The following is a 23,375-nucleotide window of genomic DNA, read 5'->3' on the forward strand; positions in this document are numbered from 1 at the left end:
TCGTGGACATGCGCAAGAGCGGTCTGGTCAGCAGCAGCGACTCGGGTTCCTACTCGGACCTCAATCGCCTGAATCAGCTCAAGGTCGGCGACAAGAACAGCGACGGCAACATGCGCAAAGTGGCGCAGGAGTTCGAATCGCTGTTCCTCGGCGAGATGCTCAAGTCGATGCGTTCGGCCACCGAGGCATTGGGCCAGGACAATCCGCTGAACACGCCGGCAGCCAAGCAATACCAGGAAATGTATGACCAGCAACTGGCGGTTTCCATGTCCCGGGAGGGCGGTGGTATTGGCCTGGCGGACGTGCTGATGCGCCAGATGTCGAAGAACAAACCCATGGCGCCAGGCGAGGCCGCCGCCGCGTCGCTGGCCAAGCAAGAGGCTGCCAAGGCCGCCGTGCAAACGCCAATCGCCGCCGGCACGGTCGCCCTCAATGGGCCGCTGTCGCGGGTCAACGGGCAACGTCCGTTGTGGGCGTCGCGTTCGCTCCATGCGCCGCAAGAGGCGGGTGAGGGCAGCCATCGCAATGACATGGCGCTGATCAACCAGCGCCGCCTGGCCTTGCCGCCCAAGCTTGCCGATCGCCTGTTGGCCGGGTTGGTGCCGTCGGCCACGGCCGCGGCAACGACCGTCAACAAAACGCAATTGCCGGAACGCACGACGACCACCGGGACCGGGCCGTTGTACAACGGCGACTGGCTGGCGAACGCCCAGCAGTCCTCCGGTGCCGGCATGCAGATTTACGGGCGCGCAATGGCCCAGATTCCCTTTGCGCCACCGAAGAAGGCGTTCAGTTCCGCCGACGATTTCGTCAACACCATGTTGCCGATGGCCAAGGAAGCAGCCGCGCGGATCGGCGTCGATCCACGCTATCTGGTGGCCCAGGCGGCGCTGGAAACCGGTTGGGGCAAATCGGTCATGCGCCAGCAGGATGGCAGCAGCAGCCACAACCTGTTCGGCATCAAGGCTGGTGCCAGTTGGCAGGGTAATTCGGCGCGGGCGATCACCAGCGAATTCAGGAATGGGCAGATGGTCAAGGAGACGGCCGAGTTCCGCTCCTACGATTCCTACAAAGACAGTTTCCACGACCTGGTGACTTTGCTGCAGACCAATAATCGCTATCAAGATGTTGTGAAGTCGGCCGATAACCCAGAACAGTTTGTACGCGAGTTGCAGAAGGCCGGTTACGCAACCGACCCGGACTACGCGAGCAAGATTTCGCAGATAGCCAAGCAGATGACGAGTTACCAGAACTACGCTGCGGCGGGCGTTTCCACCTCGCCTTTATAGGCACAAGGATTAAGGTCTGAATCATGAGTTTGCTCAATATCGGGATGTCGGGGCTGAGTTCCAGCCAAAGCTCGTTGGTGACCACCGGCAACAACATTGCCAACGTCGACACCGCCGGGTACTCGCGCCAACAGTCTGTGCAGAGCACCAAGGGCTCGATCCAATACGGCAACGTGTTCATCGGTACGGGCACCACACTGGCCGATGTACGCCGCGTGTATAACTCCTACCTCGATGCACAGTTGCGTACCGCCACCTCGCTCGACAGCGAAGCGTCGGCCTACAACGCTCAGGCCACGCCGCTGGACGCCACGCTGTCCGATACCAACACCGGGCTGACCGGCGTGCTGCAAAAGTTCTTCACCTCGATGCAGGGCGTGTCGACCTCGGCCACCGATGACACCTCGCGTCAGTCGGTGCTGACCGGTGCCCAGGCGCTGTCCGCGCGGTTCAATTCGATTGCCAAGCAGTTGAACGATCAGAACACCAACCTGAACGGCAGCCTGGGCGACATGGCCGATCAGGTGAACAAGCTGTCCAATACGATTGCCACGCTCAACCAGAAGATTTCCGAACTCTCCACTGGCAACAACCAGCCCAACGACCTGCTGGATTCGCGCACCGAAGCCGTGCGCCAGTTGTCCGCGCTGGTCGGCACACAAGTGGTCGAGCGCGGCAACAGCTACGACATCTACATCGGCAGTGGCCAGCCGTTGGTGGTGGGCAACACCACCAACACCCTGCAAACCGTGCCGAGCCAGGATGATCCATCGCGCATGGCGTTGCAGCTTAACCGTGGCTCCAGCACCATCGATGTGACGTCGGTGGTCAGTGGTGGCCAGATCGGCGGCCTGCTGACCTACCGCAAGGACGTGCTCGACCCGTCGCTCAATGAGCTGGGGCGCGTGGCGTTGGTGGTGGCCGACCAGATGAACAGCCAGCAGGCGCAAGGCATCGACAAGAACGGTGACTTCGGCGCGGCGATCTTCAACAACATCAACAGTGCCGCCCTGGTCAGCCAGCGCAGCATTGCAGCCGCGGGCAACAGTGCCGGCTCCGGTAACCTGGATGTGACCATCAAGGACACCGGCAAGCTGACCACCAGCGATTACCAGGTGACCTTCACCAGCGCGACCAACTACACCGTCAAGCGCTCGGACGGCACCGACATGGGCGCCTTCAGTACCACGACCACGCCAGCTCCGGTGATCGATGGTTTCAGCCTGAACCTCAACGGCGGGGCGTTGAGCGCCGGCGATTCGTTCAAGGTGACGCCGACCCGCGGTGCAGCGGCCAGCATTCAGACCGTGCTGACCGACCCGAAGAAAATCGCGGCCGCCGCGCCGTTGACCGGTGTCACCAGTGCCAACAACACCGGCACCTATACCCAGCCGACGCTGACGAGCACCATCGATATCTACAACCCGGCGGCCCAGGCAGAAATGCAGACCGCGCTCAAGTATTCGACACCGGTCAAGCTGGTGTTCGGCGCGGCCAGTGGCGGTAGCCAGAGCTACAACATGGTCGATGCCAAGGGTAACTCGATCGGTACCGGTACCATTGTTCCAGGCCAGAGCAACACCCTGAACCTGAACGTCGGCATGGTCGATGCCAGCGGTGCGCCGGTCATGGACAACAGCGTCACGCCTGCCGTGCAGAAAACCTTCACCGTGCAGACCACTGTGGGTGCCACCCCCGCCAGCGGCGAAAGCTTCACCATCAACATGACCGGCGCGGCGTCTTCGGACAACCGCAACGCGCAAGCGCTGGTTGGCCTGCAAACCAAACAGACCGTCGATACCGGTACGGCGAGCAAGGGCATCAGCCTGACCGACGCCTACAACAAGCTGGTGACCAACGTCGGCGCCAAGGCCGCCCAGGGCAAGTCCGACAGCGACGCGACCACGGCGATCCTGACCAATGCCAAGGGTGCGCGGGATTCGAACTCCGGGGTCGACCTGGATGAAGAAACCGGCAACCTGGTCAAGTACCAGCAGTACTACACCGCGTCTTCGCAGATCATCAAGGCTGCGCAGGAAATTTTCACCACGCTGATCAACAGCCTTTAAGGAGTCGTAATCCATGCGCATTTCTACCGCCCAGTATTACGAGCAAACCGCTGCCAATTATCAGCGCAACTTCAACAAGGCGATCGCGACCAGCAACGAAGCCAGCAGCCTGGTACGCATCAACACCGCCGCCGATGATCCGATCGGTGCCGGGCGTTTGCTGCAACTGGGCCAGCAGAGCGCGATGCTTGATCAGTACAACACCAACATCGATTCGACCAAGAGTGCGTTGAGCCTGCAGGAAACCACACTCAGCTCCATTGGTACGGCGCTGCAGCGTGCCAAGGAACTCGCGCTCGCCGCCAACAACGGCATTGCCACCGACGCGGACCGCAAGGCCTATGCCTCCGAGCTGGGCCAGATCCAGCAACAAGTGCTGGGCCTGATGAACTCCAAGGACGCGAACGGCAACTACGTGTTCTCCGGTTCGAAGACCGACACCGCGCCCTACTCGCAGAATTCGGACGGCTCCTACAGCTACAACGGCGACCAGACCACCATCGACCTGGGCATTGGCGATGGCATGACGGTTGGCACCAATACCACCGGTTGGGATGCTTTCCAGCAGACCATCAACACCGGCCGGACACAGACCACCATGACCGCTCCGGCGGTGGATGATGGTCGCGTGGTGCTGTCCAACGGTACCGTCGGTACCAGTTCCACCTACAACGCCAAGTTCTCCGGTGGCCAGCCATACACGGTCAGCTTCCTCAGCAGCACCCAGTTGAAGATCACCGACGCACTGGGCAACGACGTGACCGCCGAGGCTACCCAGAACGGCTTGATCAGCAACGCCAACGGAGCCAACCAGACCGTCAGTTTCCGTGGCGTCGACCTGCAGCTGAACATCAACCTCAAGTCCGGTGACACCAACCCGGATGCGGTGATCGCCGGCCACAGTTTCAACCTGTCTTCCACGTCGGACACCTTCAACACGTCCCGCGGTGCCGGCAACGCGTCGACCGCAGTCATCACCGGTTCCAGCGTGACCAACCCGACGGCCTATACCAATGCCTTCCCGTCGGGCGGGGCGATCCTCAAGTTCACCAGCGCCAGCAATTTCGACCTGTACGCAGCACCGATCACCGCCGACAGCAAACCGGTTTCGTCGGGCACCGTAGCGGGTGGTAACGCTACCGCCGCAGGCGTGACCTTTGCCCTGGGTGGTGGCACCCCGGCATCCGGCGACCAGTTCGTGATTCAGTCCAACAACCATCAGACTCAGAACGTGCTCGACACCCTGGGCCAGATGATCACCGCGCTGAACACGCCCATCGACGGCGACGCAGTGGCCAAGCAGAAATTCCTGGGAGCCATGGAGTCGGGCATGGGCAACATCGACAGCGCGGCCAACCAGATTGGCTCGGCCATCACCACCATCGGTGCCCGTGGCCAGGCGCTGGACAACCAGACCGCGACCAACGAGAGCCTGACCCTGGCGAACACCGCGAGCCAGTCGTCGATTCGCGATTCCGACCCGGCCGAAGTCATGACGCGCCTGACTTTGCAGCAAACCATGTTGCAGGCTGCGCAGCTGGCGTTCAGCAAGATTTCCCAGTTGGGCCTGTTCAACAAGATCTGATGGTGGTCGGGCGCGCAGGCGCCCGATGGCCTTGCCCCTTCAGTATTTATCGTCTTTTTTGCGGTATCAAAGGGCTCGCTTTTCAGGGCGGGCTCGCGCCGCCTGTGAGCCCGCCGTGAATTCACTCCCGCTTGTCAGCCTGGTCATTCCCGCCTTCAATCCACGCTTTTTCAGTCGTGCGTTGCACACGGCTGTGAGTCAGAGCTACGACAACCTGGAGATCATCGTTTGCGATGACAGTCGCGGTCCGCAGATCGAGGACATCGTGGCATCGGTGGTCGAGCAGGGCGCGTCCGTGCGCTATGTGCGCAACGAACGCACCCTGGGACTGGTGGGCAACCTGCAAGCTTGCCTGGAGCAGGCGCAGGGCGAGTACATCAAGTTCCTGTGCGATGACGACCAGTTGTTCTGCGCCTGCGTCGAGCGCCAGGCCCAGGTGCTGACAGATTGTGCCGACGTCAATCTGGTCGTGGCCCAGCGCCTGCTCTGGGATGCCGACGACATGCCGCTGCCTTCGCGCCTGGAAAACACGCCGCTGTCGCCGGTGGGCGGGGTGTTCAAGGGCGAGGACCTGCTGGCGATTTTTGAAAACTTCCCGGTCAATATCCTCGGTGGCTTCAGCAACGCCATGTTCCGTCGGGCTGACGTGCTCGAACTGTTCCCGGCGCTGACTCAGCCTGGCAACTGCTTTGTCGCGACCCTCGATTTTGCCTTGTACGTCTGCCTGATGCGACGCGGCAATCTGGCGGTATCCAATCACGTGCTCAGCGTCGAGCGCCTGTACCCCGAGCGCCTGAGCAGCCAGCAGGCAATGAAGGATACGACTGAAATCGAACGGCAATGGCTGTCGCAGATGCTCAAGGCCCGTGGGGGGGAGTCGGCGCCTGCCCAGGGCTGGGCACGCTACCTGCCAATGGGCAAGGTCGACGAATCGCCGCGGGTCTGGGAAGAGTTGCCGCTGAGCCGGACCCTGGGGACCAAGCAGACTACCCAGGATTGGCACGTCGGCATCGCCAGTGTCAGTTTCGCGCAGCTGTACGCCCAGTGGCTGTCCTGCCGCAACCTCACCGACGGCCAGCGCGCGTTGCTGCCGGACACGCTGCAAGCTTGGCCCGGCACGCCGAAGATCGTACCGATCATCCTCGATGAGCAAGGCAGTCGTTCGGCGCTGGACTTCACGCTGCAATCGCTGGCCGCCCAGGATTACCCACCCGAACTGACGCTGGTGCTGTCGGCCTCCTGCACGGAAGCCGCGCTGGACGAACGGGTGTTCCGCTTGCCGTTGCAAGACGACTGGCAGTTGCAGGTCAACGACCTGTTGCCGCAACTGGACGGTGCTGACTGGTTCTATCTGCTGCGCGCCGGTGATCGTCTGGTGGCGCCGGCCCTGCTGGTCATGGCTGAGCGTATCGCGCTGACACCCGCACTGAAGTGCCTGTACAGCGACGAAGGTGGATTGCACCAAGGGGAGTCGGCTGAGCCTGCGTTCAAGCCGGATTTCAACCTCGATCTCATGCGCAGCTATCCGTACGTGGGGCGAGCGCTGGCGTTTGAGCGCGAGCAGTTCCTGGCGCTGGGTGGTTTCGATCCGGTGTACGGCGAACTGGCGCCACACGATGTGTTGTGGCGAATGGTTGAGAGTGCCGGCACGCAGCTGGTCGGGCATATTGCGGAGGTCCTGCTTGAGTCGACGCACGACATGGCCAAGTGGTTGTCGCAGCCGGAAGTCGTGGACACCAACCCACGCTTGCTGGAGGCGCATTTGCATCGCCTGGGCATCGCCCATGACATCCGCGAGGGCAGTTCGATTTTGCTCAACCGGGTCGACTATCGACATAGTCATCGCCCGCTGGTGTCGATCGTTATCGTCAGCAAGGACCAGACCCTGGCGTTGCAACGCTGTGTCGAGAGCTTGCTTGCGAAAACCGCCTACGGCGAATACGAATTGCTGTTGGTGAACAATGGCAGCGAGAGCTCCGACGCGCTGGACTGGTTCGCCGGCATGGCGCAACTGGGCAGCAACCGGATTCGGGTGCTGGACTGCGCATTGCAGGGCAATGCGGCGGCGGTGCGCAATGTCGCCGTGCAGCAGGCCGCGGGCGAATACGTGCTGATGCTCAATCCCTACACGGTGATTACCCAGGCCGAATGGCTGGACGAGATGCTCAATCATGCGCAGCGTCCAGAAGTCGGCGTGGTCGGGGCCAAGCTGTTCAACCCCGATGGTCGCGTGCTGCATGCCGGCCTGATCCTCGGCTTGCAAGGGCCGGCTGGCGTGCCGTTCCATGGCGAGTCGCTGCAGGCGGCGGGTTACATGTACCGGTTGCAGGTCGCTCATGATTTCAGTGCCGTCGCAGGTGATTGCCTGATGGTGCGCAAGGCGGTTTTCGAGGCGGTGGGTGGACTGGATGAGCAGGCCCTGGCGCAGTCCCTGAACGAAGTGGACTTGTGCCTGCGCGTCGGCCAGGAAGGGTACCTGGTGGTGTGGACGCCTCACGCCCAGTTGGCCTTGGGCGCTCAACCGTCGGCGGCGCAAGATGGTGATCAGGCGCGCGGCGAGCAGGAGCTGGAGGTTTTTTACAAACGCTGGTTGCCGATCGTGGCCCGTGATCCGGCCTACAACACCAACCTGGCGTTGCAGGGACTGGGCGGGGCAAGTTTCAGCCTCGATCCGGGGTTGCGCACCGGTTGGAGCCCGTTTTCCAATGCACACCTGCCGAAGATTCTCGCCTTGCCGGTCAATGCCTCGGCCATCGGTCATTACCGGGTCACCCAGCCCCTGATCGAACTGGAGGCCGCCGGCCGCGCGCAGGGACGCATTCACTACAACATGCCGACCATCATCGAAATCGAGCGCCATTCGCCTGACGTGATCATCTTGCAGGGGCGCTATTCCGAAGGCCCGATCAACGAAATCCCGAACCTGCAGAAATACTCCAGCGCGCGACGCATCTATGAATTGGATGACTTCGTGATCAACGTTCCCCATCGCAATGCGCATATCCGCAATATGCCGGGCAAGGACGAAATGGAGCGGCTGGTACGCCGTGCCATCGGCATGTGCGATCGCGTTGTGGTGTCGACCGAATCGCTGGGCAACGCCCTGTCGGACATGCATCACGACATTCGCGTGGTGCCCAACATGTTGGCGTCGCACTTGTGGACCGACCTGCGCAGTCATCGCCGTACCTCGAAAAAGCCTCGGGTCGGCTGGGGCGGCGGCACCAGCCACCATGGTGACCTGGCGGTGATCGCCGAGGTGGTCCGCGAGTTGGCCAACGAAGTCGACTGGGTGTTCTTCGGCATGTGCCCGGACGATTTGCGTCCGTACATGCATGAGTTCCACGGGGTGATCGGGCTGGATGTCTACCCGGCCAAACTGGCCAGCCTGAACCTTGACCTGGCATTGGCGCCGCTGGAGTTCCACATCTTCAACGACTGCAAGAGCAACCTGCGCCTGCTGGAGTACGGCGCCTGCGGTTACCCGGTGATCTGCACTGACACCGAGGCCTATCGCGGCTACCTGCCGTGCACCCGGATCAAGACCAACACTACCGATGAATGGCTGCAGGCGATACGCATGCACCTGTCTGACCCTGACGCCAGCTATCGCATGGGCGATGAGTTGCGCGAGATCGTCCTGCGCGACTACGTGCTGCGCGGCGATAACCTGCGGTATTGGGAAAACGGCTGGCTGGCGGACTGATCGCTCGCCGCATCCCTCCCGCAAAAAAACAGGCGACCTCGAGTCGCCTGTTTTTTTGGGTTCTTCACGCGATCCCGGGAGCCTGGGGGAGCCAGCTTGCTGGCGATGGATTCAAGTGCGCCGCCTTCATTCAGTTCACACGCGTTATCGCTAACGACCATCGCTGGCAAGCCAGCTCCTGCAGAGCCTGTGTCGAGGCTGTGCTTGCCCGGCGGCGGATTCAAAGAGCTGGCGCGTTTCCTGCAAGTCCCCCTCAAATCGCCATAAAACGAGCACTTCCGGTCAGCCCGGATGCGCCCTGAACGGCGGAAGGTTTAACCCAGAAGGCCCGCAAAAGCTTGATACAGCTTGGCTGAGCCCTGTGACGAACAAGAGGGGGAAGGGGATGAAGGCAGTTATTTTGGCGGGTGGCCTGGGCACGCGAATCAGCGAGGAGTCGCACCTCAAGCCCAAGCCGATGATCGAGGTCGGCGGCAAGCCAATTCTCTGGCACATCATGAAGCAGTACTCCGCTCACGGAATCCACGATTTCGTGATTTGCCTTGGCTACAAGGGCTATGCGATCAAGGACTTCTTCGCCAACTACTTCCTGCACACCTCCGACGTCACGTTCGACATGCGCAACAATCGCATGGATGTTCACCAGAACTACAGCGAGCCATGGCGTGTCACGCTGATCGACACTGGGGAAGAGACCATGACCGGCGGCCGTCTACGCCGTGCCCGACGCTACCTTGAAGACGAAAAAGCCTTCTGCTTTACCTACGGCGATGGCGTATCGGACCTCAACATCGGGGCGTTGGTGGACTTCCATCTCGCGCACGGCAAGCTGGCGACCGTCACCGCGGTGCAACCGCCTGGCCGCTACGGCGCGCTCAATCGCAATGGCGACACGGTCCTGGGCTTCACTGAAAAGCCTCGCGGCGACGGTGGCTGGATCAACGGCGGGTTCTTCGTCCTGTCGCCCAAAGTGCTGCCGCTGATCGACGGTGATGACACCTCGTGGGAATCCGGCCCGCTGGACGGCCTGGCCGAGCGTGGCGAGCTCATGGCGTTCCAGCACGACGGTTTCTGGCAACCGATGGACACCCTGCGCGACAAGAATCATCTCGAAGCGTTGTGGCAGAGCGGGGAGGCCCCATGGAAGCAATGGGACTGAGCCCGCCATTCTGGCGCGGCAAGCGGGTGCTGGTCACCGGCCATACCGGGTTCAAGGGCAGTTGGCTGACGTTGTGGCTGCAAAGCCTCGGCGCCGAGGTCAGCGGGTTTTCCCTCGACCCGTCGACCGAGCCGAGCCTGTTCGAACTGGCGCGGGTGTGCGAAGGCATCAACGATCAGCGTGGCGACCTGCGTGACTTGGGCGCGTTGCTGGAACTGATCGCCGAAACCCAGCCGGAAATCGTCCTGCACCTGGCGGCGCAACCGCTGGTGCGCGAAGGCTATCGCGATCCGTTGGGCACCTATTCCAGCAATGTCATGGGCACCCTCAACCTGCTCGAAGCGATCCGCCAGGTCGGCGGTGTGCGCGCCTGCGTGCTGGTGACCACCGACAAGGTCTACGCCAATCAGGAATGGCTGTGGCCGTACCGCGAGAACGAAGCCCTCGGCGGTCACGATCCGTACAGCAGCAGCAAAGCCTGCTGCGAGTTGCTGGCGCAGTCGTATGCCGCGTCGTTCTTCGCGCCACAAAAGCACGCCAAGCATGGTCTGGCCCTGGCCACGGCCCGTGCCGGCAATGTGCTGGGCGGCGGCGATTTTGCCCCTGAACGCCTGATTCCGGATGTGCTCAAGGCCTGGTCGGCAGACGAGCCGGTGACCCTGCGCTACCCGCAAGCCGTGCGCCCCTGGCAACACGCGCTGGAGCCGCTGGCTGGTTATCTGCAACTGGCTGCTGGCTTGTACGAGCAAGGTCCCGAGTTCGCCGGCGCGTGGAACTTCGGCCCGAGTGAAGCGGACATGTGCAGCGTCGGCGAAGTGGTCGAGATGCTCGCCCACCGTTGGCCACAAGCCCGCGGCCTGCGCATCGAGCCCAGTGAATTGCATGAAGCCGGCCTGCTGCGTCTGGACAGCAGCCAGGCGCGTCAACGACTGGCCTGGTCACCGCGCTGGTCGTTGCAGCAGTGCCTGACCCAGACCCTCGATTGGCACCTGGCGTGGCAAAACGGCGACGACATGCGCGCCGTAACACTGAACCAGCTCAACCTGTACCGAGGCGTGTTGTGAGCGAATTTATGTTGAAGGCGCTGCCGTTGAACGGGTTGTTCAGCGTCCGGCACAAGCGCTTCGAAGACGAGCGCGGGCACTTTTCCCGGTTGTTCTGCGAGGGCAGCCTCAATGCGTTTGGCCAGGCGTTTCACATCCGCCAGATCAACCACTCCTGCACCCGCGAACGCGGCAGTGTGCGTGGCCTGCATTACCAGAACACCCAGGCACCGGAAGCCAAACTGATCACCTGCCTGCGCGGTGAAGTCTGGGATGTCGCGGTGGATCTGCGTCCCGACTCCGAAACCTTCCTGCATTGGCACGCCGAACACCTGCGCGCCGGCGACGGTCGCAGCCTGCTGATTCCGGCCGGGTTCGCCCACGGTTTCCAGACCCTGAGTGCCGACGCCGAACTGCTCTACCTGCACAGCAACGACTACACGCCGGAACACGAAGGCGGCCTCTCGGTGCTCGATCCTCGGCTGGCCATCGCCTGGCCGTTGCCTGTCAATAATCTGTCGGTGCGCGATGCCAGTCACCCGCCGCTCGATGAACACTTCGCCGGAGTGCGCCTATGAACTGCCGTGGTTGCGCGACTGCGCTGACCCTGCCGCTGATCGACCTGGGCACCTCGCCGCCGTCCAACGCCTACGTGCGGGGCGACCAGTTGGAGCAGGCCGAACAATGGGTGCCGTTGAAGGTTGCCGTGTGCCAGCAGTGCTGGCTGGTGCAGACCGAGGACTACACCAGCGCCGACAGCCTGTTTGACGCCGAGTACGCTTATTTCAGTTCGTTCTCCAGCACATGGCTGGCGCATGCGGAGCGCTATGTGGCCGAGATGGTCGAGCGCTTTGGCTTGACCGCTGACAGCCGTGTGGTGGAGATCGCCGCCAACGACGGTTATCTGCTGCAGTACGTGGCCAGGCGTGGCATCCCTTGCCTGGGCGTCGAGCCGACCCGCAGCACCGCGCAAGCGGCGCGGGATAAAGGCCTGGAGATCCGCGAACTGTTTTTCGGTCGCGACACCGCCGCGCAGTTGCAAAGCGAAGGCTGGGGCGCCGACCTGATGGCCGCCAATAACGTGTTGGCGCATGTACCGGACATCAATGATTTCCTCGGCGGGTTTGCGACCCTGCTCAAGCCGACCGGCGTGGCAACGTTCGAATTCCCGCAATTGCTGACGCTGATGGCCGGCCAGCAGTTCGACACGCTGTACCACGAGCATTATTCCTATTTGTCGCTGACCGCGGTGCAAACCCTCTGCGCGCGCAACGGCCTTGAAGTGTTCGACGTCAGCCCGTTGCCGACCCACGGCGGCTCGCTGCGGGTGTTCGTGCAACGCCTGGACGGCGAGCACCGTGACGTGCAACCGGCGGTGCAACAACAGTTGCAGGCCGAACTCGCCGCAGGCGTGAAAACCCCTGGTTACTACGCGACCCTCGCGCCGGCCGCCGAACGCATCAAGCATCAACTGCTGCGCTTCCTGTTGCAGGCCAAGGCTGACGGCAAGCGCGTGGTCGGCTATGGCGCCGCAGCCAAGGGCAACACCTTGCTGAACTACGCCGGGGTCAAGCCGGATCTGCTGGCCTGGGTCGCCGATGCCAGCCCGCACAAGCAAGGCAAGTTCCTGCCGGGCAGTCGCATCCCTATCGTGTCGCCGGCGCAGATCGATCTCGAAAAACCGGACTACGTGCTGGTCCTGCCGTGGAACCTGCTGGATGAGATCACCCAGGCCTTTGCCGGCATACGTGCATGGGACGGTCGTTTTGTCATTGCCATTCCCGAGTTGATCATTCGATGAGCCGAATTCATTACACCAAACCCAGTGTCGGTGAGCTGGAAGCGCGTTACGTCCTCGATGCCGTGCAGAACGGCTGGGGCGAGCGTTGCTACGAATACATCACGCGCTTTGAAAAAAACTTCGCGCAACACATGGGCGTGCCCTATGCGATCGCCACTTCCAGCTGTACCGGTGCACTGCACATGGGGATGGCGGCGCTGGGCATCGGCGCGGGCGACGAAGTGATCCTGGCCGACACCAACTGGATTGCCTCGGCGGCACCGATCACCTACCTGGGCGCGACCCCGGTGTTCGTGGATGTATTGCCCGATAGCTGGTGCCTCGACCCGGAGCAGGTACGGCGCGCGATTACCCCGCGAACCAAGGCGATACTGGCTGTACACCTCTACGGCAACCTTTGCGATATGGATGCATTGCTGGCCATCGGGCGCGAGTTTGGCCTGCCGGTCATCGAAGATGCGGCCGAGGCGGTCGGCTCGCAGTGGCGCGGCCAGGCGGCCGGGTCCCTGGGGGCATTCGGCGCGTTTTCCTTTCATGGCACCAAGACGATGACCACCGGTGAAGGCGGTATGTTCGTCACGTCGGACAAAGCCCTGTATGACCGGGTACTGACGCTGTCCAACCACGGCCGGGTGGCCGGCAGCAGCAAGCAGTTCTGGCCGGATTTCCTCGGTTTCAAATACAAGATGAGCAATTTGCAAGCCGCCGTCGGTGTTGCGCAAGTCGAGCGGATCGGCGAGTTGATCGACCGAAAACGCGCGATCTTCAAGCATTACGCCGAGGCGCTGGAGGCGTTGCCGGGTTTGTCCATGAACCCTGAACCCGTCCACGCGCGCAACGGTTACTGGATGCCCACGGTCGTCTTCGACCGCGAACTGGGAATCACGCGGGACCTGTTGATCGCCGCGTTCCAGGCAGCCGATATCGACGCTCGGGTGTTCTTCTGGCCGCTGTCGTCGTTGCCGATGTTCAGTGACATGGTGCCTGAATCGCCCGTGGCCCATTCGCTGCCGGAACGTGCGATCAATCTGCCGAGTTACCACGACATGACCGATGACGATCAGCGCCGGGTCATTGAGGTCCTGCGCACCTTGGTACTCAAAGGGACCCGGCCATGAAGGTCTATCTGCTGGGGGCGGCCAATCCTGAAGCGGTACGGATGATCCTCACCCTGCAACGCCGCCAGCCGGATGTGCAGTTCGCTTTTCTCGACAACGCCCCGGCGAAGCAAGGCACGCTCTTTTATGGCGTGCCGGTGGTGGGTGGCACCGACAAAGTGGCCGAGCTGAAAGGCCCGGACACGCGCTTTGTCAATTTGATTACCGGCAGCACGGAGCTTCGCTACCAGACCACCTGCGAGATCGTCGAGGCCGGCGGCACGCTGGGCAACTTCATCCACCCGGGCGTCGACCTGACGATGATCACGATGGGCGTCGGCACCTATCTGCAAGAGGGCGTGATCATGCAGGCGCAAGTCAGCCTGGGTGACAACACCAGTATCAGCGCCGGCAGCGTGGTCGGGCACGAGGGGCAAATCGGCCATTCGGTCTTCATGGCCCCCGGCGTCAGCATCGCCGGGTGTGTCGAGGTCGGAGACGGCGCTTTCATCGGCACCAACGCCACGATACTGCCGCGTCTGCGGATCGGCCGTTGGGCCACCATCGGTGCCGGCGCCGTGGTCACCAAAGACGTTCCAGATTACGCGGTTGTGGTGGGCAATCCCGCCAGGACCATCAAGACCAACCCGGTTTCCTTTCAAGACGGTCGGGTTTTCAGTTAACCGCCGCGGCTAATTTTCGGAGAGTTTGTAATGAATCCTCATGAGCAGTTTCGTGAAGAAGTAAAAGAGAACATCGAAGGCCTGCAACAGGATAAAGCGCTGCAAGCGACTTCGCTGGACTGGGTCGGCACCACCGCCAAACACAAGTACACCTACAACTTCAGCTGGATGGGCCGCCCGATTATCCAGTTTCCCCAGGACATGGTTGCCATGCAGGAGATCATCTGGTCCCTGCGGCCGGACATCATCGTCGAGACCGGTATCGCCCACGGCGGCTCCCTGGTGTTTTACGCCTCGATGCTGGAGCTGATCGGCCACGGCGAAGTGCTGGGTGTCGATATCGACATCCGCCAGCACAACCGAGAGGCGATTGAAGCGCACCCGATGAGCAAGCGCATCCAGATGATCCAGGGTTCGAGCATTGACCCGGCCATCGTCGACCAGGTTCGCCAACGCGTCGAAGGCAAGAAAGTGCTGGTGGTCCTGGACTCCAACCACACCCACGAGCACGTACTGGAAGAACTGCGCGCCTATGCGCCAATGACCTCGGTGGGCAGCTACTGCGTGGTGATGGATACCGTGGTTGAAGACATGCCGGAGGACGCGTTCCCGGACCGTCCGTGGGGCAAGGGCGATAACCCGAAAACCGCGGTATGGGCCTACCTGGAAGAAAATCGCGATTTTGAAATCGATCGGGCCATTCACAGCAAGCTGCTGATCACTGTCGCGCCGGATGGCTACCTGCGTCGCGTTCGGTAATCGACAAGACATCGTTGGGTTTTTTCGGCGGTAAGCCGTTGTGGGGAAATGTATGCAAGGCAAGACTAATTCTGAACACCGGTTGGCACTCAACGAACAGTTGACCGTGGTGCTGATGACACACGAGCGGCCGGCGTTCTTGCGCAGGGCGGCCCGTTTCTACAGCAGCTTGCCTTGCAGGATTCTGGTGCTGGACTCTTCGAAGGAAGGCCAGCCAGGCCTGGCCGCGCAGTATGAAAATGTGGACTACCAGCACGTCCCGCAGTTTGGATACTGGGGTGTGCGTGCCAAGCTGGCCCATGGCGTGGAGCAAGTGCGCACGCCGTTCATGGTGTTTGCCGCCGACGATGACTTCCATGTGCACGATGCCCTGCGCGCCGCCGTTGCCTTCATGGACGCCAACCCCGACTACGGCCTGTGCCACGGCTACAGCATGATGTACCTGTCGCAGCCCAATAACGTCAGTTACTTCCGGCGTGACAAGAAGGTCTGCGAGGACTATTCGTCCGAGCACGCCGAGGAGCGTGTGCTGGACTACATGCACCAGTACCTGCCGCCGTTCTATGCCGTCCAGCGCACCGACCTGGTCCGTGACTGGTATGAGGCCATGCCTCAGGACACGTCCTTCCAGTGGCAGGAAATCGGTCACACCTACTACATGCTGGCGCGGGGCAAGGCACGGATCCTGCCAATCCCGTATGTGGTGCGCGAAATGAACTATGGCTATTCGGACCACAACACCGAGATCTACCACACGCTGGCGCACACGGATGCCAAGTCAGTCGCCGAGCGTGAAGCCTTTGCCGATTTTCTCTTCGGGCTGCCGACTCAGATTCAAGCTGAAGACGCGGATCAAGCCCGGCAGTTCGCCCTCAATAGCTTCGAAGCCCTGGCCGATAGCTTGCGTACCGGTCGCGCCCTGACCACCGAGCTGATTATCGACTCCGGCTGGACGAGCGTCGAGAATGGCCCCATGCGCCGTTTCGGCCCGAAGCAATACGTCGAAATGCCGTTCTACAACCAGGCGTTTTTCGATCAGTTGACCCAGTTCGAATTCCTGTTGCACGCCATGCCGGCCGGTCGCGTTCAATTGCAGGGGCTGGAGGGTGTCTGGACCCGCCAGGAGAACCTGATGCTGGCGCGTAACAATGACACGCCGCAAAGCGTCGTCGACCGTCTGTGGCAAGCTCACGACATCAACGTGTTCAACCGCGAAGTGGTCAAGCGTCTGGTGGCTCAGCTGGAGCTGCTGGGCGAAGACGAAGAGGCCGATAAACTGCGCGACTGGGCCGAACGTCTTGAGTCGGTTTCAGTCGAGGGTAATCGCGCGACATTCGACAAGACGCTGTCCGGTCGGCTGCTCAAGTGGCTTGCGCCCCGTCAGCCCGATGTGCACGAGGCTGAGGCGATCAATCAGCACCTGCTAGCCAATGACGGCGGCCCGCAGTTCGGGATTTTCCTGCTCGACCTGGATAACGACATCGACAAGCTGCAAGTCTCCCTCGACAGCCTGCTCGAAGGTCACAGCAAGGCGTTCAAGATTGTGGTCTTCACCAGCGGTGAGGCACCGGCGGCGACCACGGCGCAGAACACCCTGCACTTTGTCCGGGTCACGCCGAGCAACTACGTCGAAAAACTCAACCAGAGCGCTCGCCAGTCGACGGCCGACTGGTTGCTGCTGGCAGAAGCCGGCGACGAGTTCACCGCCGGCGGCCTGTTGCGCGCCGGCCTGGAGCTGTTGTCTGCCGAGGGCTGCCGCGCCGTCTCCACCGACGAAATCCAGCGCACTGCCGAGGGTGCACTGGTGGATGTGTTCCGCCCGGGCTTCAATCTTGACCTGCTGCAAAGTCTGCCGGCCCTGATGGCGCGTCACTGGTTGATCCGCCGGGAAGTGTTCATGGAAGTCGGCGGCTACCAGCCCGATTTCAGCAAGGCCCTGGAATTCGACCTGCTGCTGCGCATCATCGAGCAGGATGGCCTCAACGGTCTGGCGCACCTGGATGAGCCGCTGCTGATCGCCCGAGCGCCGGTACTCGAAGAAAACGCCGACGAGCGCCTGGCGCTGCTGCGTCACCTGGGCAATCGTGGCTACAAGGCCAAGGTCACCTCGACCGTGCCGGGCACTTATCAAGTCGACTATCGCCACACCGAGCGCCCGCTGGTGTCGATCATTCTCCCGGCCGGCGGCGATCTGTCGGCCTTGCAGCAGTGCTTGCAGGGCGTCCTGCTGCGCACCCGCTACAACCCGTACGAAGTGCTGATTGCGCTCAACCCGCATTCGTCGGCCGAGATCAATGACTGGCTGGGCACTTACCAGCATCCGAAAGTCACCGTGCTACACGCCGATCAGCCGTTGGGCGAAGCCGCCCTGTACAACGCCGCCAGCCAGCAGGCGAAGGGCGCGTACCTGGTGCTGATGGCCGCCGACAGTGAAGTGGTCAATCCGAACTGGCTGGAGTCGCTGCTCAATCACGCCCAGCGTCCGGAAGTCGGGGTGGTCGGTCCGAAGCTGATCGACCGTAACGGCAAGGTCACCCAGGCGGGCTTGATCCTTGGCCTGAACGACGGCGTTGGCTCAGCCTTCGTCGGTGAAAAGCAGGACGCCGAAGGTTACCTGCGCCGGTTGGCGCTGGAGCAGAACTACTCAGCCGTGTCGAAGGTGTGCCTGATGGTGCGCAAAGCGTTGTTCGACAGCGTTGGCGGACTGGACAGCGAGACCTTCGCCGCCGGCCTGAGCGACGTCGACCTGTGCCTCAAGGCTGGACAGGCTGGATACCTCACGGTGTGGACGCCGCTGGTCCAGGTCATTCACTGCGGTGAAGTGCCACAGCCGCCGCAGGCCCTAGACGCGCTGCGCGACAAGTGGCCAGCAGCCTTCGCGCAGGACCAGGCCTACAACGCGAATCTGGCCTTGAGCGGCAAAGGTTTTGCCCTGGGCGAAAGTGCACCGGTGAACTGGGCTCAGTTGCTCGGCTAAGCCCGGCGATCAGGTAGAAGGATTTAAGCATGTTCAACGGTAAATCGATTTTCATCTCGGGCGGTACAGGCTCGTTCGGGCGGCATTGCGCCCCTCGTTTGCCGGGCAAGTTCGCCCGTGCCGGGCTGCCAGCATGATTCCCTACGCTCGGCAAAGCCTTGACCAGGCGGACATCGACGCCGTGGTCGAGGTATTGCAGTCCGACTGGCTGACCCAGGGGCCGACTATCGAGCGCTTCGAGCGCGCAATGGCCGAGCGCTGTGAGGCCGGGTATGCGGTGGCAGTGTGCAATGCCACGGCGGCCCTGCACATCGCTTGCCTGGCCGCCGGGCTCGGCCCGGGTGATTGGTTGTGGACGACGCCGAACACTTTTCTCGCCTCGGCAAACTGCGGTCGTTACTGCGGTGCCGAGGTGGACTTCGTCGATATCGACCCGCTGACCTGGAATCTCGACGCCGCGGCCCTGGCGGTCAAGCTTGAGCGCGCCGAGCGTGAACGCCGTCTGCCGAAAGTGCTCGTGGCCGTGGCGTTCTCCGGGCAGAGCTGCGACATGCGCCGGATTGCCGCCTTGGCCAAGCGTTACGGTTTTGTGGTGATCGAAGATGCCGCCCATGCTGCCGGCGCGTCTTATGCCGGGCGCCCGGTAGGGTGTGGTGAGTTCGCCGCGATGACAGTGTTCAGCTTTCACCCGGTGAAGATCATCACCAGTGCCGAGGGCGGCATGGTCATGACCAACAGCACTGAACTCGCCGAGCGTTTGCAGCGCTTGCGCAGCCATGGCATGACCCGGGATCCCCGGCAAATGACCGGGCCCAGTCACGGTCCATGGTATTACGAGCAAGTCGAGTTGGGTTTCAATTACCGCATTACCGACCTGCAAGCGGCCCTGGGCTTGTCGCAGTTGAACAAGCTGGATGAGTTCATCGAGCGTCGACGTGAGCTGGCGGCGCGTTATGACCGCTTGCTCGCGTATTTGCCGCTGACATTGCCCAGTGGACAAGCGGAAGCCGAGTCCTCTTGGCACCTGTACGTAGTGCGTCTGCAACTGGATCAGATCACCCTCAGCCATCGCGAGGTGTTCGAAGGCTTGCGGGCCGCCGGGGTCGGCGTGAACCTGCACTACATCCCGGTGCATTTGCAGCCTTACTATCGTGATCTCGGATTCGCCGAAGGCGATTTTCCGCAGGCCGAACGCTACTACACCGAAGCCATAAGCCTGCCACTGTATCCACTGCTCAGTGATGAAGAACAGGATTACGTGGTTGAGCAAATGCAACAGCTGATCGAGATCATTCAACCGTTGCGGCGAGTGGGAAGTATCTGATGCGTGAATTGACCGAGCAGGAAACGTTTTGGCAGGGCGAGTTCGGTAACCAGTACGTCGACCGCAATGTCGGCCAGCCGCTGGTGGCGGCCAACCTGGCGTTGTTTGCCAAGGCGCTGACACGGGTCGGGCGCATCGACAGCCTGGTCGAACTGGGCACCAATGCCGGCAACAACCTGCAGGCCTTGCATCAACTGTTGCCGCGCTGCGAATTGTTCGGTGTGGAGATCAACGCCAGTGCGTGTGCCGCAGTCCGGGCGCTGGGCATTGCGCAGGTCTGGCAAGGTTCGCTGTTTGATTTCCCTCGCGAACGCACCTTCGACCTGACCCTGAGCAAAGGTGTGCTGATTCACCTCGCACCTGAGTTGCTGCCGGCCGCGTACGCGCAGCTGTATGAATTGAGCGAGCGCTATATCCTGATCGCCGAGTACTACAATCCGGCGCCGGTCGAGGTCCCGTATCGCGGTAACAGCGGCAAGTTGTTCAAGCGTGACTTTGCCGGTGAAATGCTCGACCGTTACGCCGACCTGCAACTGGTCGACTACGGATTTGGCTACCACCGCGATCCGCAATTCCCGGTGGATGACATCACTTGGTTTGTCCTGGAAAAACGTCGTTGAATAACATCGCCATCATCCCGGCGCGAGGTGGCAGCAAACGCATACCGCGCAAGAATCTCAAACCGTTCGCCGGCGTGCCGATGATCGCCCGTTCGATCCAGTCGGCGCTGGCGTCCGGTTTGTTCGCGCGGGTGGTCGTCAGCACCGACGACGAAGAAATCGCCCGGCTGGCGCGTGACTGCGGCGCCGACGTGCCGTTCATGCGCCCGGCCGCGCTGGCCGATGACTTCACAGGCACTACCGCGGTGATCGCCCATGCCTTGCAAACCCTGCGCGAGCAGGGCCACGAGTTTGATCATGCCTGTTGCATCTACGCGACCGCGCCGTTATTGCAAACACGATTTCTGGTCCAGGGGCTGAGCCTGCTCGAGCAGCATCCGCACAAGTCTTTTGCGTTCTCGGTGTGCGACTTCGCTTTCCCGGTACAGCGGGCCCTGACCCTGGACGATCAGGGTGCACTGACGGCGCTGTACCCGCAGTATCGGCAGACGCGCTCCCAGGATTTGCCGAGTGCGTATCAGGATGCCGGGCAATTCTATTGGGGGCGTAGCGAGGCGTGGTTGCGCGAAGATGTGTTGTATTCACCGCAAAGCCTGCCGGTGATCCTGCCGCGTCATCTGGTACAGGACATCGACACGCCGCAAGACTGGACGCGCGCGGAATACCTGTACGCCGCGTTGCAGGCCGGGGGCGAGTTGCAATGAGAGTCTTGATTCGCTCCGACGCCTCGCCGACCATCGGCAGTGGCCACATCGCACGTTGCTTGCCGCTGGCCCGTGTGCTACGTCGGCAGGGCAGTCACGTGGCGTTTGCCTGTCGCCTGCTGCCGGGGCATCGGTTGGATACGCTGCGCGCCGAAGGCTTCGAAACCTTTGCACTGCCCGAACGCTATCCCGATGAAGACCCCGAGCAAGCCATCGAATCGATGCTGCCGTGGCAGGCAGACATTGCCGCCCTCGGGCCGTTGCTGGACCCGCTACCGGCGTTTGACTGGATCATTGTCGACCACTATGGCCTCGACCATCACTGGCAGACGGCCGCCCGCCGCTGGGCGCCACGGATCGCTGCCGTGGATGATCTCGCCACGCGCACCTACAGTGCCGATTTGCTGCTGAACCAGAATCTCTCGGGCACACCTCAGGCGTACGCATCTCTGCTCGCGCCGGGCTGCCGGACATTGTTCGGCCCACGCTTTGCCATGCTGCGTGATGAGTTCTGCTGTGCACCCATCGACATCAAGCCCCAGGCCCGGCGTGTGCTGGTGAATTTTGGGGGGTTCGACGCGGCCATGCAGACCCATCACGCGATGTTGGCGCTGGCGGATTTTCCCGAGTTGGAGGTCGATTTTGTCGCGGGAGCGGACAATCCGGCCTGGGCACAGATGCAGGCGTTGGCGGCGACTCGTCCGCATTGGCGCCTGCACAGTTTCGTCAGTGATTTCCACCGCCTGATGACCGAATCCGACCTGTTTGTCGGGGCGGGGGGCGGTACCAGTTGGGAGCGGGCGGCCATGGGGCTGCCGACGATCAGCATTGCCGTGTCGAACAACCAACAGGCCAACGGCGAGGTCATGGCGGCGGTGGGCGCCCATGTGTTCATGGGCGCCCGCGAGCAGGTCAGTGTCGAGCAGTTGCGCCTGGCCATCGGTTTTGTCGCCGGCAACCAGCGATTGCGCCAGAGTATGGCGCAGCAGTCGCGGCAACTGGTCGATGGGCGAGGCGCGTTGCGCGTGGCCGCAGCGTTGGCCGGTGCAGTGCTGAAGGTGCGCCCGGCGACGCTGGAAGACGCGCAATTGCTGTTCGAGGGGCGCAACAGCGAAGCCGTGCGGCGCTGGTCGCTGCACACGGATGCGATCGAATGGCCTGCCCATCGACACTGGCTGACTGCGAGTTTGAACAATTGCAGGCGCCTGTTGTTGATTGCCGAGGCCGATGACGGTCCGGTGGGGGTGTTGCGTTATGACCTGAAAGGTTGCGCCGCCGAGGTGTCGATCTATCTGTTCGAGGGCCGGTTCGGCCTTGGTTGGGGCAGGGCGGTGCTGGCTCGCGGAGAATCGTTCGTCAAGGCCCATTGGCCAGCGCTGGCATCGCTCACCGCCCAGGTATTACCTACGAACCAGTCGTCGCTGAAGGTCTTTGCCGACGCCGGATTTACCCAGAGTGCCTGCGCGTTCACGCGCGATTTGAAGGATCACCCCGATGACCCGTTTCAAGATCGGTGAGCGCCTGATCGGTGCTGATGCACCGCCGTTCATCATTGCCGAGATGAGCGGCAACCATAACCAGTCCCTGGAAGTGGCCCTGCAAATCGTGGAGGCCGCGGCCAAGGCCGGTGCCCATGCGTTGAAGCTGCAAACCTACACTGCCGAAACCATGACCCTGGACCTGGCCGAGGGCGAGTTTTTCATCAAGGACCCCGGCAGCCTGTGGGCCGGTACTTCGCTGTATGCCCTGTATGAAAAGGCCCACACACCGTGGGAATGGCACGCGCCGATTTTTGCCCGCGCCAGGGAATTGGGGATGCTGGCGTTCTCTACACCGTTCGATGACAGCGCCGTGGATTTCCTCGAGAGCCTCGACGTGCCAGCCTACAAGATCGCCAGTTTCGAAAACACCGACCTGCCGCTGATTCGCCGGGTGGCTGCGACGGGCAAGCCGCTGATCATCTCCACCGGCATGGCGAGCATCGCCGAGCTCGACGAAACCGTACGCGCCGCCCGCGAGGCCGGGTGCAAGGACCTGGTCCTGCTCAAGTGCACCAGCACCTATCCGGCATCCCCGGCCAACAGCAACCTGCACACGATCGCGCACCTGCGCGAGTTGTTCGGGTGTCAGGTGGGGCTGTCCGATCACTCCATGGGGGTGGGTGTCTCGGTGGCGGCGGTGGCGCTGGGCGCAACGGTGGTGGAAAAGCATTTCACCCTTGACCGTGCGGCCGGTGGCGTCGATGCCAGTTTCTCGCTGGAGCCTGCCGAACTGGCCAGCCTGGTCATCGAAACCGAGCGCGCCTGGCAGGCCATGGGGCAGGTGCGCTACGGCGTCACCGAGGCTGAGCGAAAGTCCCTGGTGTACCGCCGCTCGTTGTATGTGACGCGCGACATGGCGGCCGGCGAGACCTTCGATACGACAAACCTGCGAGCCATCCGTCCGGGCCTCGGGCTCGCGCCCAAGCATGCCCAAAGCCTGCTGGGACGCCGTGCCCGCCTGGCGATCAAGCGTGGCACAGCGCTGGACTGGTCGTTGGTCGAATAACCCATAACCTGT

The 23,375-nt window shown here is 62.2% G+C and carries 17 protein-coding genes; all 17 read left to right on the plus strand.

Going from position 1 to position 23,375, the window contains the following annotated elements; genetic code table 11:
• Positions 1 to 2: 2 nt before the first annotated feature.
• The 17 genes from flgJ (at position 3) to pseI (ending at position 23,363) form a co-directional block, all read left to right on the plus strand.
• A complete protein-coding gene (gene flgJ, locus J1D76_RS19775; protein WP_421140015.1) occupies positions 3 to 1,289 on the plus strand; it encodes a flagellar assembly peptidoglycan hydrolase FlgJ in 1,287 nt (428 codons plus the stop codon).
• Positions 1,290 to 1,312: 23 nt separating this feature from the next.
• Entirely contained in the window at positions 1,313 to 3,358 is a 2,046-nt protein-coding gene (gene flgK / locus J1D76_RS19780; RefSeq protein WP_421140016.1) for a flagellar hook-associated protein FlgK, read from the plus strand.
• Positions 3,359 to 3,371: 13 nt separating this feature from the next.
• Positions 3,372 to 4,943, plus strand: a complete 1,572-nt coding sequence (locus J1D76_RS19785) for a flagellar hook-associated protein 3 (RefSeq protein ID WP_421140017.1) — start codon at positions 3,372 to 3,374, stop codon at positions 4,941 to 4,943.
• Between the two features lie 115 nt (positions 4,944 to 5,058).
• Positions 5,059 to 8,649, plus strand: coding sequence for a glycosyltransferase (locus J1D76_RS19790; RefSeq protein WP_421140019.1), 3,591 nt, complete (start codon positions 5,059 to 5,061; stop codon positions 8,647 to 8,649).
• 385 nt (positions 8,650 to 9,034) lie between these two features.
• Complete coding sequence (gene rfbF, locus J1D76_RS19795) at positions 9,035 to 9,808, plus strand: glucose-1-phosphate cytidylyltransferase (protein WP_421140020.1); 774 nt, start codon at positions 9,035 to 9,037, stop codon at positions 9,806 to 9,808.
• Positions 9,790 to 10,872 (plus strand): CDP-glucose 4,6-dehydratase, encoded by a 1,083-nt coding sequence (rfbG, locus tag J1D76_RS19800; RefSeq protein WP_421140021.1) that lies wholly within the window; start codon positions 9,790 to 9,792, stop codon positions 10,870 to 10,872. Before rfbF ends, rfbG begins: the two co-directional genes overlap by 19 nt.
• The gene (locus J1D76_RS19805; protein WP_421140022.1) at positions 10,869 to 11,429 is read left to right on the plus strand and encodes a dTDP-4-dehydrorhamnose 3,5-epimerase family protein; all 561 of its coding nucleotides are present in this window, start codon (positions 10,869 to 10,871) and stop codon (positions 11,427 to 11,429) included. The genes rfbG and J1D76_RS19805 overlap by 4 nt, the downstream gene beginning before the upstream one ends.
• Entirely contained in the window at positions 11,426 to 12,652 is a 1,227-nt protein-coding gene (locus J1D76_RS19810; protein ID WP_421140023.1) for a methyltransferase domain-containing protein, read from the plus strand. The genes J1D76_RS19805 and J1D76_RS19810 overlap by 4 nt, the downstream gene beginning before the upstream one ends.
• A complete protein-coding gene (locus tag J1D76_RS19815; RefSeq protein WP_421140024.1) occupies positions 12,649 to 13,770 on the plus strand; it encodes a DegT/DnrJ/EryC1/StrS family aminotransferase in 1,122 nt (373 codons plus the stop codon). The genes J1D76_RS19810 and J1D76_RS19815 overlap by 4 nt, the downstream gene beginning before the upstream one ends.
• A complete protein-coding gene (locus tag J1D76_RS19820) occupies positions 13,767 to 14,432 on the plus strand; it encodes a NeuD/PglB/VioB family sugar acetyltransferase (protein ID WP_421140025.1) in 666 nt (221 codons plus the stop codon). Before J1D76_RS19815 ends, J1D76_RS19820 begins: the two co-directional genes overlap by 4 nt.
• 30 nt (positions 14,433 to 14,462) lie before the next feature.
• Positions 14,463 to 15,191 (plus strand): cephalosporin hydroxylase family protein, encoded by a 729-nt coding sequence (locus J1D76_RS19825; RefSeq protein ID WP_421140026.1) that lies wholly within the window; start codon positions 14,463 to 14,465, stop codon positions 15,189 to 15,191.
• 52 nt (positions 15,192 to 15,243) lie between these two features.
• Entirely contained in the window at positions 15,244 to 18,168 is a 2,925-nt protein-coding gene (locus J1D76_RS19830) for a TIGR00180 family glycosyltransferase (RefSeq protein WP_421140027.1), read from the plus strand.
• A 133-nt stretch (positions 18,169 to 18,301) separates the two neighbouring features.
• Complete coding sequence (gene pseC / locus J1D76_RS19835; RefSeq protein ID WP_421140028.1) at positions 18,302 to 19,492, plus strand: UDP-4-amino-4,6-dideoxy-N-acetyl-beta-L-altrosamine transaminase; 1,191 nt, start codon at positions 18,302 to 18,304, stop codon at positions 19,490 to 19,492.
• Positions 19,492 to 20,112: a pseudaminic acid biosynthesis-associated methylase gene (locus J1D76_RS19840; RefSeq protein ID WP_421140029.1), complete on the plus strand. Its 621-nt coding sequence runs from the start codon at positions 19,492 to 19,494 to the stop codon at positions 20,110 to 20,112. Before pseC ends, J1D76_RS19840 begins: the two co-directional genes overlap by 1 nt.
• Positions 20,109 to 20,816: a pseudaminic acid cytidylyltransferase gene (pseF, locus tag J1D76_RS19845; RefSeq protein ID WP_421140031.1), complete on the plus strand. Its 708-nt coding sequence runs from the start codon at positions 20,109 to 20,111 to the stop codon at positions 20,814 to 20,816. Before J1D76_RS19840 ends, pseF begins: the two co-directional genes overlap by 4 nt.
• A complete protein-coding gene (gene pseG, locus J1D76_RS19850) occupies positions 20,813 to 22,333 on the plus strand; it encodes a UDP-2,4-diacetamido-2,4,6-trideoxy-beta-L-altropyranose hydrolase (RefSeq protein WP_421140032.1) in 1,521 nt (506 codons plus the stop codon). Before pseF ends, pseG begins: the two co-directional genes overlap by 4 nt.
• Positions 22,311 to 23,363, plus strand: coding sequence for a pseudaminic acid synthase (gene pseI, locus J1D76_RS19855; RefSeq protein ID WP_421140033.1), 1,053 nt, complete (start codon positions 22,311 to 22,313; stop codon positions 23,361 to 23,363). Before pseG ends, pseI begins: the two co-directional genes overlap by 23 nt.
• The last annotated feature ends 12 nt before the right edge of the window (positions 23,364 to 23,375 follow it).

The sequence above is a fragment of the Pseudomonas sp. NFX15 genome (genome assembly GCF_049132105.1).
GTDB lineage: Bacteria > Pseudomonadota > Gammaproteobacteria > Pseudomonadales > Pseudomonadaceae > Aquipseudomonas.